General features: G+C 66.2%; 16 protein-coding genes. All 16 read right to left on the bottom strand.

Features of this window, described 5'->3' with window-relative positions; translation table 11 throughout:
• The coding region (locus F6X38_RS22030; protein ID WP_202618057.1) for an MgtC/SapB family protein at nt 1–216 on the bottom strand (216 nt) is incomplete at its 3' end.
• Nucleotides 217–391: 175 nt separating this feature from the next.
• Nucleotides 392–814, bottom strand: a complete 423-nt coding sequence (locus tag F6X38_RS22025; protein WP_150973663.1) for a TIGR02588 family protein — start codon at nt 812–814, stop codon at nt 392–394.
• Nucleotides 814–1,641: a TIGR02587 family membrane protein gene (locus tag F6X38_RS22020; protein ID WP_150973661.1), complete on the bottom strand. Its 828-nt coding sequence runs from the start codon at nt 1,639–1,641 to the stop codon at nt 814–816. Before F6X38_RS22020 ends, F6X38_RS22025 begins: the two co-directional genes overlap by 1 nt.
• Before the next feature lie 225 nt (nt 1,642–1,866).
• The gene (locus tag F6X38_RS22015; RefSeq protein WP_150973659.1) at nt 1,867–4,143 is read right to left on the bottom strand and encodes a xanthine dehydrogenase family protein molybdopterin-binding subunit; all 2,277 of its coding nucleotides are present in this window, start codon (nt 4,141–4,143) and stop codon (nt 1,867–1,869) included.
• Nucleotides 4,144–5,169 carry an FAD binding domain-containing protein gene (locus tag F6X38_RS22010; protein WP_150973657.1) on the bottom strand — a complete coding sequence of 342 codons (1,026 nt, stop codon included), beginning with the start codon at nt 5,167–5,169 and terminating at the stop codon, nt 4,144–4,146.
• Nucleotides 5,169–5,639, bottom strand: a complete 471-nt coding sequence (locus tag F6X38_RS22005; RefSeq protein WP_150973654.1) for a (2Fe-2S)-binding protein — start codon at nt 5,637–5,639, stop codon at nt 5,169–5,171. Before F6X38_RS22005 ends, F6X38_RS22010 begins: the two co-directional genes overlap by 1 nt.
• Nucleotides 5,640–5,669: 30 nt before the next feature.
• Nucleotides 5,670–6,890 (bottom strand): zinc-dependent alcohol dehydrogenase, encoded by a 1,221-nt coding sequence (locus F6X38_RS22000; protein ID WP_150973652.1) that lies wholly within the window; start codon nt 6,888–6,890, stop codon nt 5,670–5,672.
• Nucleotides 6,891–7,095: 205 nt separating this feature from the next.
• Nucleotides 7,096–8,088, bottom strand: a complete 993-nt coding sequence (locus F6X38_RS21995) for an FUSC family protein (protein ID WP_161992883.1) — start codon at nt 8,086–8,088, stop codon at nt 7,096–7,098.
• Nucleotides 8,085–9,008: an NAD(P)H-dependent oxidoreductase gene (locus tag F6X38_RS21990; RefSeq protein ID WP_246191494.1), complete on the bottom strand. Its 924-nt coding sequence runs from the start codon at nt 9,006–9,008 to the stop codon at nt 8,085–8,087. Before F6X38_RS21990 ends, F6X38_RS21995 begins: the two co-directional genes overlap by 4 nt.
• Nucleotides 9,001–11,277, bottom strand: a complete 2,277-nt coding sequence (locus F6X38_RS21985; RefSeq protein ID WP_150973649.1) for a CDC48 family AAA ATPase — start codon at nt 11,275–11,277, stop codon at nt 9,001–9,003. Before F6X38_RS21985 ends, F6X38_RS21990 begins: the two co-directional genes overlap by 8 nt.
• Nucleotides 11,278–11,509: 232 nt before the next feature.
• Nucleotides 11,510–12,034 (bottom strand): hypothetical protein, encoded by a 525-nt coding sequence (locus F6X38_RS21980; protein WP_150973647.1) that lies wholly within the window; start codon nt 12,032–12,034, stop codon nt 11,510–11,512.
• 5 nt (nt 12,035–12,039) lie between these two features.
• A complete protein-coding gene (locus F6X38_RS21975; RefSeq protein WP_150973644.1) occupies nt 12,040–12,549 on the bottom strand; it encodes a hypothetical protein in 510 nt (169 codons plus the stop codon).
• A gap of 757 nt (nt 12,550–13,306) precedes the next feature.
• On the bottom strand, nt 13,307–13,672 hold the full coding sequence (locus F6X38_RS21970; RefSeq protein WP_246191493.1) for a response regulator: 366 nt from the start codon (nt 13,670–13,672) through the stop codon (nt 13,307–13,309).
• Between the two features lie 142 nt (nt 13,673–13,814).
• Nucleotides 13,815–14,138 (bottom strand): hypothetical protein, encoded by a 324-nt coding sequence (locus F6X38_RS21965; RefSeq protein ID WP_202618056.1) that lies wholly within the window; start codon nt 14,136–14,138, stop codon nt 13,815–13,817.
• A gap of 240 nt (nt 14,139–14,378) precedes the next feature.
• A complete protein-coding gene (locus tag F6X38_RS21960; protein ID WP_150973642.1) occupies nt 14,379–14,726 on the bottom strand; it encodes a hypothetical protein in 348 nt (115 codons plus the stop codon).
• 105 nt (nt 14,727–14,831) lie between these two features.
• Entirely contained in the window at nt 14,832–15,041 is a 210-nt protein-coding gene (locus tag F6X38_RS21955) for a cold-shock protein (protein ID WP_150973639.1), read from the bottom strand.
• Between the last annotated feature and the right edge of the window lie 150 nt (nt 15,042–15,191).

Raw genomic sequence — 15,191 nt, 5'->3', positions numbered from 1 at the left:
AAGCACGAACAGTCCCAGCGTCACGCCGCCCGCGATCAGCGGCCAGACCGCGAGCGCCGCCGCCGTTCCTATCGCCGCCGACACCCAGATGCTGGCCGCCGTCGCGAGCCCATGCACCTGCTGGCCGCTGCCGCCATGCAGCAGCGCCCCGGCCCCGATGAAGCCGACGCCGGACAGGACGCCCTGCACGACGCGGCCCGCGGCGTCGGCGTTCATGCGCCGTGGTCTGCCTTTGCTCCGCCCCGCTGCCTGGAATTGCTACGCCTTTACAAGAGAGAATGTCGTGTGACCGTTCGAGCCGATTTGATGTAGACGACAGGATCGCCTCATCGCTGGCGAGCAAATTGGACGACGGCCGTCCGTTCAAAATCATTATCTCTATTCGCGGTTCTCATGGAGCCGCGTAACCGGCGCTCATCAAGTCCGTGCGATAGAGGCGAGGATCGCGGCGGAAGAAGAAGCCGCCCTCCCGCTCGGAGTGCTCGGGGAGGTAGTCGATCGTCGCCTCCCGCTCCTCGATCACTCGCTCTCCTTCCAGGAGGGTGGCTTTGATCTTCAGCGCCGCGGCCGTCGAGGAGCCGACGTTGCGCGCCGTGAAAGTCAGCACGTAGCCCTCCGGCATCGGCTCAACCGTGTCAGCCTTGAGGACGATCTTTGCGGGTCCGGTCGGCTGGCTCAGCCCGTAATAGACCATGTACCCGATCATCCCGACCAAGATCGTGCCGCCGGCGACTGCAAAACTCCATTCGAGCGCGGACGTGCCGACTTGGCGCGAAGAGGCCGAGGGAGGCGGAGTTCGCTTGAACCACCCCATCAGAGCATCAACCTTGCAACCGCTGCGCCGAGAGCGCCGGGAAATCCGAGGACAATGGTCGTTCCAAGGGTCGGCAAGTTGCCAGTGCTGTCGAGCCGGCCGAAGGTCCACAGCACATAGAAGCTGACAAGCAGGACAAGAGCATAGCCCGCAACGGTGAAGCGAGCGAAGACGCTCCAGAAGCCTTCGCCATCACGCGGCCGCTCCGTTCCGCCGAACTCCAGCCCGTAGACGAAGGCGTGCATGAGAACGAGCGTCAGAAGGATGAGGACGATCACCTGCCAGACGGACATTTGGTAGGCGATAAGGATAATTTCCTCGGTAGGCGCCATGTTCAGCGACAGAAACAGCGCCCCGACAACCATCAGGAACATCTCGTCGAGATAGGAGGCTTCCGCCTCGCGGCGCTCGTCCCTCAGATCCTTCTCGCCGAACTGGTTCTGCGCCAGCATAGCCCCAATGCTGCCGCAGAAGGTCTGGAGCAGGAGCTTGCCGACAACCTCGTGGGTCGACATGCCGCGATCGAGAACACCGAACAGGGCGAGCACGACCGCGGAGGCGATGGCAGCGATGGCGACCGCGACGAGCGCGTCCGCCAAGTCGTCCCAGCCGGATCGGGTGTGCCGCAAGCCGCCGTAGCGTGATAAACGCCACAACAAGGGAAGGAGAAGGGTCATGAAGAGAGCGAGGCGCAAGGGGTCGGCATAGAAGCCGAGCCACCACATCTCCATGGTCATCAGCATCGGCAGCGAGAAGATCAGCGAGCCGGCAAATCCACGCCCGAGACCGACCAGGAAGTCTCTTCGGGACGGCTTCAACCGTTCCATGCATCCCCCGGTCCGCGACAGGAATAGTTCCCACGAAACCGACCGGCTTCGCAACCTTACCAAGGGAGGCTGAGCCGCCTGACGTCGCTTGTCCCTTGGCTACCTTCTCCGGCAGGGGATCGGCGACAGATGACGAGGCCGACTACGGGTTATCGTACCTCGTGCCTGAAAATGTGGAACCCTGGGCAGCACACGGCTCGCAATGGTTGACGATCGTACACCGCGTCAGATCATGTCTTCGATCCGAATGGGGAGCTTGCGGATACGGCGGCCCGTCGCGTGGAACACGGCGTTGGCGATGGCGGCGTTGACGCCGACGATGCCGATCTCGCCGATGCCCTTGATGCCGAGCGGGTTCACCGCCACGTCGCGTTCCGGCAGCATCACGACCTCGACCGTGCCGACATCCGCGTTCACCGGGATGTGGTATTCCGAGATGTTGTCGTTGACGTAGCTTGCGTGGCGAAGGTCGATCTCGGTCTTTTCCAAGAGCGCCGCCCCGATGCCCCAGATCATACCGCCCATGAACTGGCTGTGCGCGGTGAGCGGATTGACGATCGTGCCGCAGGAGAAGACGCCGAGCATGCGGGGTACGCGGATTTCTCCGGTCCGGGCGTGGACCCGAACTTCAACGAACTGCGCGCCGAAGCCGTAGGCGGTCACATCCTTGCGCTGCTGGCCGCGCCAGATCGGCGGCTTGCCGCTGTAGAGTTTGTCCATCGCCTCCGGCGGAAGACCCTTCGGGATGTATTCGCCATAGGCTTCGACGGCGCCGCGCGAAAGGCGGTTCGCCGCGTCCTCCAAGCTTTCCTCGCCACCATCATCGGCCACGAGCCTTCCGCCGTAGAGGTCGACCGCCTCGAACCCGCGGCCGGCAAGAGGTCCTTCGTCGCTGGTGATAGACGTCTGGATCAGGCGTCGGCGCAAGTCGTCGCAGGCGAGAGCGATGGCATGGGTGATCGATGCGGTGTGGCTCGAACCGGCCGCGAGCGAGGCTGGCGGCAGGCTGGTGTCACCCATCGCGACGTCGACTTTCCCGACCTCGACGCCGAGCCGGTCCGCAACCGTCATCGCCGCGACCGTGTAGGCGCCGGTGCCGATGTCGTGCCCGGCGATCTCCACTCGCGCATGGCCGTCCGCCCGAAGATGCACTCGCGCCGCGGTCGCCGCGATGTTGGACGGATAGGCGGCGCTGGCGCAGCCGAGGCCGACCCGCCAGTCGCCGTCCCAACGGGTACCGGGGGCCGGACGTGGCGACGGCCAGCCGAAGCGCTTCGCGCCTTCCTCGAAGCAGGCCATCAGGTTGCGGCTCGACCAAGCGTTGCCGTTCACCGGGTCGCGGCCCGGCTCGTTCAAGCGTCGAAGCTCGATCGGATCGATCTCCAGCTTCCAGGCAAGCTCGTCCATCGCCGATTCCAGCGGAAACATGTAGGGCGTGTCGGGCGGCGCCCGCATAAAACCCGGCGTGTTGCGGTCGGCATGGACGATGTTGACGCGTGTCAGGATGTTCGGGCAGGCGTAGACGCGCGCCGTCGTCTCGGTGCCGGAGACATTGTACTGGCTCGGCCGGCTCGTCAGTTCCCAGCCCTCGTGCCGAAGGGCGACGAGCCTGCCCTCGCGCGTCGCGCCGAGCTGAAGATGGTGGCGCGTTTCGGCGCGATACGTGACAATGGTGAAGCCCTGGTCGCGCGTCGCGACAAGCTTCACCGGACGGTTGATCCGGCGGGCGGCGATCGCGATCCAGGCCGTGCGGGCGGTGAGTCCGCCCTTCGATCCGAAGGCGCCACCGACATATTTCGAAACGCCCCGAACCTTCCCGGGATCGAGGCCGAACTGCCCGGCGATGTTGCCGCGCATGCCATAGACGAACTGGCTGGGCTCCAGCACCGTCAGGCGATCGTTCTCCCAGATGCAGGTCGTGGTGAAAAGCTCGATCGGGTTGTGGTGCTGCGTCGGCGTCTCATACCACTCGTCGACGGTCGCCTCGGCCTCACCCAGAGCGCCTTCCGCGTTGCCGACCTCGTAATCCTCGTGCTCGCCAGGTTCGCGCCGCTCCTCCTCGACGCCGGGAGAGTCGAAGGTGGCTGAGGGCGCTTCCGACTCGTAATGGACGAAGATGCGATAGGCCGCATCGCGCGCGATCTCGTAGGTTTCGGCGACGACGACGCCGATGATCTGGCCGTCGTGCCAGATCCGGTCGTTTTCCATCGTCGTGGTCGTCTCGCCGCCGGCCTGCTGCTCGGGCGGGCGCGCCTCGCCGCCGACATTCTCGTGAGTCAGGATATCGATGACGCCATCCAGCGACCGCGCTTCGTCCAAATCGAAGCCGGCGATCCGCCCGCGCGCGATCGCGCTGGTGACGAGAAAGGCATAGGCCGGGGCGGCGACGGGCTCGTCGGACGGATAAAGCGCGCGGCCCGTCACCTTGGCGCGGCCGTCGATGCGCGGGTGCGATGTGCCGAAGACGCGGTGGGCGGAGTCGAGCGGCAGGAGATCGTCCATCTAAATCTCCATCGCCTGCGCGGCGAGCAGAGCGCGGACCAGCGTGCGGCGGCCGAGATCGAGCTTGAAGGCCGCATCACCATGCGGCACGGCGGAAGCGAAGGCAGCCTCCGCGGCCTCCTGCGCCGACGTCTCGTCGAGGCTCCGGCCTGCGAGCGCGTCTTCCGCCTCGTGCGATCGCCAGGGCTTCGCCGCAAGGCCGCCGAGTCCGATGCGGGCGGATCGAACCGTGCCGTCGGGGCCGAGGTCGAGCGCGACGGCGGCTGAAGCCAGCGCGAAGTCGTAGGACTCGCGGTCGCGGATTTTTAGGTAGAGCGAGCGGCGGGTCCAGTCGCCGATCGGTACGCGGAAGCCGGTGATCAGTTCGCCCGGTTCCAGCTCCGTTTCGATATGCGGCGTGTCGCCGGGCAGGCGGTGCAGTGCCTCGAACGGCAGGCTGCGCCGTCCGCCGTCATTGCCGAGGATGTCGACTTCGGCGCCGAGCCCCGCGAGGGCGACAGCGAAGTCGCCGGGATAGTTGGCGATGCATTGCTCGCTCGTGCCGAGAACGGCGAGGCGCCGGTTGACGCCGTCCTTCGCCGCGCAGCCGGAGCCGGGATCGCGCTTGTTGCAGCCGGCCCACTGCCTGCCGCGGAAGTAATTGCAGCGAGTGCGCTGGAGGACGTTGCCGGCAAGCGTCGCCATGTTGCGAAGCTGCGGGCTCGCGGCCTTCCATAAAGCCTCCGACAGGATGGGAAAGTCGCGCCGGACCACGGGGTGATCCGCGACCGCCGCCATGCGCGCGAGGCCGCCGAGATGCAGCATGCCGTCCCGGATCGCGATGCCGCCATGCTCCGCTTCGAGGTCGTTGATGTCGACCAGGACGCTCGCGCGCATCACGTCGAGCTTCATCAGGTCGAGAAGGTTCGTGCCGCCGGCGAGGAAACGCGGCACCGCGGCGAGGTCGTCTTGGGCTCCCGCCTCGATCCGCCCGAGCCGGAGCGCCTCGGCCGTGCCGGCAGCCCGTTCGATTGCGAAGGCACGCATCAGGCGCGTGCCTCAATCGCGGGCTTCGCCTTCAGGACCGCCTCGACGATCTTCGGATAGGCGGCGCAGCGGCAGAGATTGCCGCTCATGTATTCTCGAACCTCCGTCTCGTCGCCCGCATGGCCTTCGCGGATGCAGGCAATGGCGCTCATGATCTGCCCCGGCGTGCAGTAGCCGCACTGGAAGGCGTCGCATTCGATGAAGGCCGCCTGCATCGGGTGCAGTGGGTCACCTTCGCTAGCCAGACCCTCGACGGTCTCGACTTTCCCGCGCACGGTTGCGGCGAGGACGAAGCATGACAGGACGCGCTGGCCGTCGACGAGCACCGTGCAGGCACCGCACTGGCCCTGGTCACACCCCTTCTTCGTGCCCGTCAGGCCGAGCCGCTCGCGGAGCGCGTCGAGCAGCGTGACGCGCGGATCGAGATCGAGCCGGTGGCTCGTGCCGTTCACCGTCAGCCGGACATCCATGGCCGCGGCCTCCCTTCCGTTCCGACGTCGTCAGGCGGGTTCGGCGACCGGCTTCAGCTCGACCTTGATCCAGCCGGGCTCGCGCCGGTCGAAGGCCTCGTAGGCCTCGATCGCGCCGTGCATGGGCTCGACCTCGGTCAGGACCTTCAACGGGTCGATTGCGCCGGACACGACGAGGTCGATCAGGGCTGAATAGTAGCGGCGGTGATTGCAGTTCCCCATCTTTACGGTGAGGTTCTTGTTCATCGCCTTGCCGATCGGGAAGACGCGGTCGGTCGGCGGATAGACGCCGATGATCGAGAGTTGCCCGGCCTTGGCGAGCGCCTCGACCGCCCAGTCGAGAGCCTGCGTTGGGGCGTCGCCCGCGACCCATTGGTCGCCGGTCTTCCGCGCGTCCGGCTCGATCTCCGCCTGTTCCTTTCCGAATTGGTCGAACTGCTCCTGCGCGGTCTCGCCCGCCGGCCCATGGTCGGCGTGCTGGGCGTCGACGCCTACCGCATCGATCGCCCGATCTACGCCGATCCCGCCCGTGAGCTGGACGATCGTCTCGACCGGATCCTCCTTGTCGAAGTTCACGATTTCCGCGCCTTGGCGCCGCGCCATGGCGAGCCGGTCCTCGTGGCGATCGACGGCGATCACCCGTGCGCCCATGACAAGGGCTGCGGCGATGGCGAACTGGCCGACCGGCCCGCAACCGAAGACCGCGACCGTATGCCCTTCCTCGATGTCGGCGATATCGGCGCCGAACCAGCCGGTCGGCAAGATGTCGCTCATCAGGATCGCCTGGTCGTCGGAGATCGCGTCCGGAAGCTTCACAAGATTGATGTGGGCGCAGGGGACGCGGGCCTTCTCCGCTTGCAGCCCGTCGAGCCCGCCCGCCGCCTCCGGCCCGCCGAAGAACACGGTGCCGGCGCGCTTGCCGCCGGGGTTCATGTTGTCGCACTGTGCGTAGTAGCCCTTGCGGCAGTAGGAGCAGGAGCCGCAGCCGACGGTGGATGGGATGATGACCCGATCGCCCGGCTGGAAGTTGCGCACCATCGGCCCGACGCTCTCGACGACGCCGACGCCCTCGTGGCCGAGGATCGTTCCGGGTTTCATCCCCGAAAAGGTGCCGCGCACGAAGTGCAGGTCCGTGCCGCAGATGGCAGAAGCGGTCAGTCGAACGATCGCGTCGGTCGGCTCTTGGATGGTCGGTTCCGAAACGTCTTCGAGACGGATGTCGCCGATCGCGTGAAAGACGATGGCTTTCATGAAACAGCTCCGATCCGCGACAGCAGGACCTGTCAGATGCATCGGCGGCAGGTGGCGGCAAGCCGAAACATGAATAGGCGCACAAGCGCCACGCATGGCGGCTCGGGACATTCGCCATCGGCAAGCCATGCCGTTCGCGTCGCAGCCGATCATCCGATCGAACGGTTCGGGTCGCATGGCTGCAGCGGATAATAGGAAGCAACGCTCAGTGCCGCCCGTTGTTGCCCGCCGCCTCAGTCGTCATGCGGCGTAGTTGCGCGCTTTCGTTCCGCAGCGTTTCGAGTTGCGAAGTCAACTGCTTGCTGCGCCTCGGATGAAGACAAGGCGGTCTAAATTCGGCGTCGGCCTGCCGGCAGTACCCCGCCACAGCGCGCAATGCGTCCGCCAAGTCGGCAGGCACACCGCCACTCTCGATCGCGTCGGCCAGATCCTCGCCGAACAGGATCGTCATTGGCCCGATCCGCGTCGCCTTCCGGCGCCAGCGCTCGGCTTTGCTCAGGAGCCGGCGGCGGTTCAGAAGTCCGCGGATCGTCCAGCGCGCGACCCCTTCCGCGAAGTCGATCGCTTCCGTCAGGCCGCCGCCTTGGCGCCGTACCGCTTCTCCACCGGCGCGCAAAGGGCGGACGTCGCCGCTGCGGACGGCCTCCGCGCCCGCTTCGAGGGACAGGGCGACTGTGTCGAGGAGGCGGTCGGCCGCCTTCGCGATGATTCGGACAGGATCGGGCGGAAACAACACCTGCGATACGAAGAGCCCGACGATGCCGCCGATCGCGGCATCGAAGATACGCTGGAAGCCTGCGCCCGATTGGGCGCTGCCGACGACGATGATCGCCGACGCACCGGCCTGGATGATCACGGTGGCGTTGAAGCCGAAGCTCGCCGCCACCAGCATCGCGGCGAGCGTGACCGCCCCGACCCGCAGAACCGGATACGCGTCGCCGAACGCCAAGCCGGCGGTTCCGACGAGGATCCCGAGGGCGACGCCGGCAAGCATGCGAATCGCCTGCCGGCCGCGGTCGGATACGCCTGGCGACAAGCACGTCACGGCGGCGATGCCGGCGAAGGTCGGTTGCGTGCTTCCCGGCAGGTACGAGGCGAGCCACCACGCGAGCGACGCCGCGGCGGCCGACAGGAGAACGCCTCGCAAGGCTCGCCGCCAGTTGCGCACCGCATGGCGGACGAAACTGCTGAACGTCACTGCGTTGTCGATCTCGCGGAGCGTTCGGCCTCCGTCGTGTCCGGCACCCGACCCTTCGCCTCGACGTGGCGGGCGAAGTCGTCGGCCCATGCGTCGAACGCGGCGAGCGCGTCGGGCTCGCTCGTCATGTCTCCGGCCTGGTCGTCGGCGTAGAGCCGGCCGACGCCGATGTCGGCGTGCCGCCACAGCCGATCCGGCACCTCGATGCCGGAATAGCGGCACTGCCAGACGAGGCCCTGATAGGCGTCGCGCTCGTTGCGGAACGGTTCGTCCGCCGGATCGAACCAGTCCTTGTGCCGGAGGATCTTCGGGCGGCCGGTCTCGTCGAGATCGGCCCCGCCCTGGTCGCCGTAGCAGAAGAAGGCGGCCGTGCGCCCTTCGAGATGGTTGCGCGTCAGATCCTGCCACTGCGGCGAGCGCTCCAGCGCCTGCGCGAGCAGCGTCGACTTCTTCTCGATGAGGTCGGGACGCGGGTTGCCGCCGTTCATGCAGACGAGGCGGTCGAACAGGAGCTTCAAGGTGGAGGACGGACCGTACCAGTTGATCGGACCGATGAACGCCCAGGCGTCCGCCCGAGCCAAGCGCTCGTAGAGGTGCAGGTCCCAGAATAGGTCCGGCTGGTGGTCGCTGCCGGGACCGTAACAGTTGCAGGGCCAGACGCAGAGCGCCATTGACGACGAGACGCAGGCGTTGCAGGGCTGGATCTTCGGCTTGCCATGCTCGTTGCCGATGTCCTCGTGATCGATCTGCCAGCCCATTGGCAGGCGGCCGAGCATCCGATGCATCAGCGCCCGCGCCTTCGAGTTGAGACCGGGGCACGAGTTCAGCCGCCGCTGCGAGCCGGCGATCACCAGGACCTTGAACGGCCGCTCCTCGGCGGGAACGGGCTTGGCAATCTCAGGAGCTTCCGCTTCAGTCACGACGCGAGGCGATACCGAAACCGATCGAGCGGCGCGGCTCCTGTTGCTTCAGCGTCTGCAGCATGCGCTCGTAGTCCCCTTCCATTTCCGGCGTGACGGAGGGCCGGGTTTCCTTCAGCGCCTTCTCGAAGCAGGCCGCCGAGACTTCGCCCGCTTCCGGGTCGGAGCGCAGCGCCAGAAGGCCGGCGCGGCGCACGAGGTCGGAAAGGTCGGCGCCCGTGTAGCGCTCCGTCCGGCCCGCCAGATCGTCGAGGTCGACGTCGCCCGCCAGCGGCATGGCCTTGGTCTGGATGCCGAGAATGTGCCGGCGCGAGGTCTGGTCGGGGACGGGCACGTAGACGAGCTCGTCGAAGCGGCCGGGCCTGAGCAGCGCCGGGTCCACGAGGTTCGGGCGGTTGGTGGCGCCGATCACCACGACGCCCTGCAACTCCTCCAGCCCGTCCATCTCCGACAGGATCGTGTTAACGACGCGCTCCGTCACGGCCGGCTCGCCGAGGCCTCCACCGCGCGCCGGCACCAAGCTGTCGATCTCGTCGATGAAGATCACTGACGGGGCGACCTGACGGGCTCGGGCAAACAGGCGCGATACCTGCTGCTCGGACTCGCCGTACCATTTCGACAGGAGATCGGAGGACTTGGTGGCGAGGAAGTTCGCTTCCGCCTCGCGAGCGACCGCTTTCGCCATCAGCGTCTTGCCGGTGCCCGGCGGGCCGAACAGGAGGAAGCCCTTCGCCGGCCAGATGCCGAGGCGCGCGAACGCTGCCGGGTTGCGCAGCGGCAGCTCGATCCCCTCCCGCAGGGTGGTGCGCACCGCCTCCAGGCCGCCGACGTCGTCCCAGGTTACGTCCGGCACCTGGATCATGATCTCGCGTAGCGCCGAGGGCTGGACGCGCTTCAGGGCGTTCAGGAAGTCGCCGCGCTCGACGCGCAGGCGGTCCACCACTTCGGTCGGGATTCCTTCGCGTAAGTTTATCTCCGGCAGCATGCGCCGCACCGCGTCCATCGCCGCCTCGCGGGCGAGGGCCGCGACATCGGCGCCGACGAAGCCGTAGGTGGTGCGGGCGAGCTCGTCGAGGTCGACGTCCTCGCCGAGCGGCATGCCGCGCGTGTGAATGCCGAGCGTCTCGCGCCGCCCCGCCTGGTCGGGCACGCCGATGACGATCTCGCGGTCGAACCGGCCCGGCCGGCGCAGCGCCTCGTCGATCGCGTCGCGCCGGTTGGTGGCGCCGATCACCACGACATTCTGGCGCGGCTCGAGGCCGTCCATCAGGGTGAGGAGCTGCGCGACGAGCCGCCGCTCCACCTCGCCCGTCACCTGCTCGCGCTTCGGCGCGATCGAATCGATCTCGTCGATGAAGACGATCGACGGCGCGTTCTGGCGCGCCTCGCCGAACACCTCGCGCAGGCGCTCCTCGCTTTCGCCGTAGCGGCTGCCCATGATCTCCGGGCCGTTGACGAGGAAGAAGTTCGCCTCCGCCTCGTTGGCGACTGCGCGCGCGAGCAAGGTCTTGCCGGTGCCGGGCGGGCCGTAGAGCAGGACGCCCTTCGGCGGGTCGATGCCGAGTCGCTGGAAGAGCTCGGGATGGCGCAGCGGCAGTTCCACCATCTCGCGCACCTGGTCGACGGTGTTCCCGAGGCCGCCGATGTCGTCGTAGGTGACGTCGGCGCGCCGCTCGCCTTTCGGCTCCTCGTATTGCGGCCGAAGTTCGATCTCGGTCGCCTCCGTCACCTGAACGAGGCCGCGCGGGCTCGTGGCGACCACCACGAGCCGGATTTCCTGCAGACCGTAGGCCGGTCCCTGGAACATGCGCTGGAGCTCGGGCGGCATCCGCGGGTCGAGCGCGGCCGGGCGCTGGGCGGCGGGGGTCGAGATCACGTCGCCCCCGACGAGCGGGCGGCGGAAGAGGGTGCGCTTCAAGGCGTCGCCCGAGCCCTGTAGGCGCAGGTTCTTCTGCGCCGGCGCCAGCACGATGCGCGCGGCAGGCCGCACCTCGGCGCGCCGGATCTCGACGGCGTCGCCGCTCGTCGCCCCGGCGTTCGCCCGCTGCAGGCCGTCGAGCCGGACGAGACTCAGCCCTTCGTCCTCCGAGTAAGGCGGAACGGCAAGCGCCACGGTGTGGCGCTTGCCGACGATTTCGATCGGATCGCCGGGCTGAAGGCCGAGCTCGGCGAAAGCGTTCATGCCGAGCCTGGCGATGCCGCGGCCGGCGTCCTCGGGGCGGCTGTTGGCGACCTGCAGCTTGACGACCGACGTTTCTGGGGAAGCCATGAACCGTTCCGTTCGAACCTTCGGGTCGGACTGAACGGCACCTTGTTCCGACCGTTCCGGACTGGTGGGCCCTGCTTTCGATAGGGGGCTGATGAGCGATCGGAGCACAGCTCCTGAGCGTGCTTACCGCGGCACGTTGCGGTGCTGATCCGTCGGCAGCCCGTCGACGACGGCCGTGTCGCGCTTCACGTGCGCGGCGACAGGCCGCCGCGGTGCCAACGCCAGCCATCGGTCAAGCGAGACCTTCCGGCAGGTGGGCTGCGGAACAGCTCAAGATAGCGCAGCTTCGTCGACTCACCGCGACGAGGGGCGGATTGGGGCGCGAGGCTGTGCGTCTGCGGAGGCGCCCTTCTCGCTCGAAGTTGCGTTCTGCCATCTCGGCGGCTCGGCGAGTCGGATCACGCTCGAATTGGCCCGCGAGCCGTTCGAACGATTGAAACGTCGAGATTGCCGACGCCAAACGATGGCTCTCCGGTTGCTGTCCAGCGGCACCGCCGTCTCCAGCGGTGTTTCCGGTTGCGGCGATCGGCTTAGCCAGTTGATGAATTGAGGGAAACCGGCTCGGAACGGAGGTTGATGTCGAGAGCTTACGATCGGGCAGCTTGCGAAAGGCGGCGTGATGGCTCTCCACGAAAACCGCATCGAGCGGGCCGAGCGGCGGGTGCGCGAAGCCGAAGCGAACGTCGAGCGCCAGCAGGCGAAACTCCGCGCAATCCACGCGGCCGGCGATCAGCCCAGCATGCGGAGCGGCCGACAAGTGCTTCAGTCGTTCAAGGATGTCGTCATTGCCATGAAACTCCGGCTGCGCGAGGCGCGCCGCAGCCGGTCGACCTGAGAAAGCACAGTTCGACGCGAACTGGTGCCAGCGCTTTCTTTCACCTGGAGGTTGGAAATCGACTTGCCGTCGGTCTCATCCTCGTCGCCGTCGCTGAGCTCATTGTCCGGGGCGTCCGCGACAGCGGCGGGGAGCCGGGGCCCTGCCGACCCGCAAGCCAACAAGGAGATCGACAATGTCGGTGAGGCTGCTCGTTCCGGAGGATCGGCGCAATGAACTTTGAGGTTGGGCAGCATGTCGTATGCATCGACGACAAAACGCCGACGAACTCGCGCACGCGGTCGCTCTTCTTCGGTCTTTTCGAGCGCTGTTCCAGCGCCGGGACCGACTTGGCGGAAGGGCGCGTCTACACGGTCCTGGAAGTATGCATCGGCGTCAGCCGACTGACGCGAAAGGAGGAGCCGTGCCTTGTCGTGGCCGAAGTCGATGCTCGCCATCCGGGCGGCTGCTGGCCGGCGAGGCTGTTTCGTCCGCTTTCGGAACGCCGGCTGGATCAGTTCCGCGCGCATCTCGCGCCCGAGCCGAAGCCGCAAATCAAGACCGACGCATGACTCCGGCAGCTACAGCCTCCTGCGTTGGATCGAGCTGGAAGCAGCGCCGCCGCGGACGGCAGGCAGAGCCTCTATGATCGATGCTGGTAGCGCCGGAAGAGGATTTGAGCCGACCTTCACGATCGCAATCAGCCTGCGGCCGCTTGCTTGCGGCCGAGGGCGCTGCTCGCCGTCGAGGGACCCTTGGGGTCAACGTGAAGATCGGCTGTTGCCTGGCAGCCGAGCGCTACGACAGTTGAGGGGCGCGAAGCGTCCGTACTGATGGGAGGCCCGAACTAATTCAGAAACTTCGTCGTCGCAGACAGCGGCTCCGTGTCGCGAGGCACATCGCCTGCACTGTCCAACGCGCTCTCGGCAAGCAGTCGCCACGCTCGTTCCGATCGCAAGAACAAGTCTCGAACATTTGGCAAAAGCGCGAATTGCGCGTTCCTGCGAGCTTCGTTTGCAAGTCTGTCGCACAGACTTCTTGGCGGCGATCGCAGGGACATCGATATGCTCCGCAAGCAGGTTCCCGCAGGGGAGATGCAGCGGCTCGCGGAACTGTCCATAAGCTCAAATCATTGATAGCTAACGATCTTTTAGCTATGACTGATGAAGCTATTGGTCGCTTCCAGACGATGACCTGTTTGCGACGTTCGTCTGTTCAAACCGTCAGCGCGTCGATGACTGTCTCCGCCGATGCGGGTTTCAAAATGGTTCGGATATTCGCAAAGCGAACTGGTAGGACGCGTCGATCGTAACCGGTGACGAACACCAGCGGCACGCCGCGGCGCAGCAGTTCGTCGGCGACCGGGAAGATCATCCTGCCGTCGAGGTTGACGTCGAGAACGGCGACAGCCAATTCCGGAGTGCAGTCGATCAAGGCGAAGGCATCTCCGATGCTCGCCACCGGCCCGGCAACCACGGCGCCGCGTCGAAGCAGTTCCAGTCGGAGTTCGTCCGCCTGCAAGTACTCGTCCTCCACGACCAGCACATATCGACGCAAGAGGGAGATGGGCAGAGCGGGCACTGTATTCGTTTCAGGTGGCAGCCGAGGCCAGCGCTGAAAACAGCGCGTCAGCAAGCAGGATCAGCGGCGGCCGCCGGGGTGTGAGCCGAGAAAGAGCGTCCGGCAGCACGTGCCTTCAGCCGATCGACAGCGGCGGTCGCGCTCATGCCAATCCGGCCGTACCGTTCAGGTCGGCCGCTCCGATCGCTGCGATCCTGCCGAATGGGGACGGCGTCCGGCTGTCGGTTTCGACAGCGGCGTCGAGATCCTTAAGATCGACGCTGAAAACATGTCGAAATCCGGAAGTGCCGATTGCCGGCACATGGAACAGCGTTGCAACCTGATTGAAGGAGAGAAAGGAGACGCCGCGGATCTCGTTCTCCTCGACGACGACGCGATAAGTGCCAGCTGGCCTGATCCCGGTCGACCGGTCGATCGCAAAGGCGTTCGCGAAGGTGACGGTAGTCTCGATGGCGCGGTCCGACATAGCCCTCAGCCTTCATTCGTATCGTAAGTTGAACGGAGCCGTCCTGCGGAGGCATGAGATTTCCAACGCCGTTCGCGAAAGCAAAGGTTCGCTAAGGTTGAAGCGTTCCGGAAGCGCCAAGGCGTATTGATTTGCTCGGCAATCAACGCCAATGACGGGCAGTGGATACGTCAGACCTGTCGCGAGCCGACAGCGCGCCGCACGTCAACCCACCGCTGTTCGTTCAAACTCATGCTTCGGCTAAGGCTGCTTCTTCGCCAACCTCGGCCGGACACTTGGCGCATCGCCGTTCATGATTTCCATGCTGGCGGCGCGGTAACCAGCGTGGATGCCGAAAGCTGAAGTCGTTCGGGTGGCGAGAGCGCGGCGACCAGCGGTCGTGATGCTCCATGCGGCCGGTAGGCGCTGTGGCGACCGGTTGGCCAAAACCTTCGACGTCGCCTGCTCGAGGGCACGCCTGATGCGCGGTGTATAGGGACCGGGGTACTCGAAACCGAGGCCGAGAACGATGCTTCGGATGTCCGCAAATTCGGGCGACAGTCCGCTGAGGGCCAGCTGTTCGACGGCGCCGTTCGTCAGCCATTCCATCGGCGTCGCGACCGTCCTTCCACGGCCCCCGTTCAGCCGCCGCGGTGCGCCGCAACGAGCGCGACATCCAGCACTCGCCGCGGCGTCGATTGGAAGTTTCGCTCCTCAACCGACCTTGATTTCACCGGCAGACGTCTTTCCGGAACGGCGATCGGTGACGAGCTCGTAGGAAATCTTCTGACCGTCGCTGAGACTGTTGAGCCCGGCGCGCTGAACGGCGGAAACATGGACGAAAACGTCCTGACCGCCAGCGTCGGGTTGGATGAAGCCGTAACCCTTGTCGGCGTTGAACCACTTCACTGTTCCGGTCGGCATCGATGCACTTCCGCATGGCTTTGAGGGTGCCGCTCGCTGCGCGGCGACCGGACGTTAGTTGACCTGGCCGTTGTTGGCGAGATCGTCGCCGGCTTATTCCATAAGCCAAACACCAGCTCCTCCCCCGTTCGCCGCGATGAACCCGATGTC

The sequence above is a fragment of the Plantimonas leprariae genome (assembly GCF_008802405.1).
Taxonomy (GTDB): Bacteria; Pseudomonadota; Alphaproteobacteria; order Rhizobiales; family Rhizobiaceae; genus Plantimonas; species Plantimonas leprariae.
Note: the sequence above shows the minus strand (reverse complement) of the source record. Positions and strands in the feature narration are given on the sequence as shown.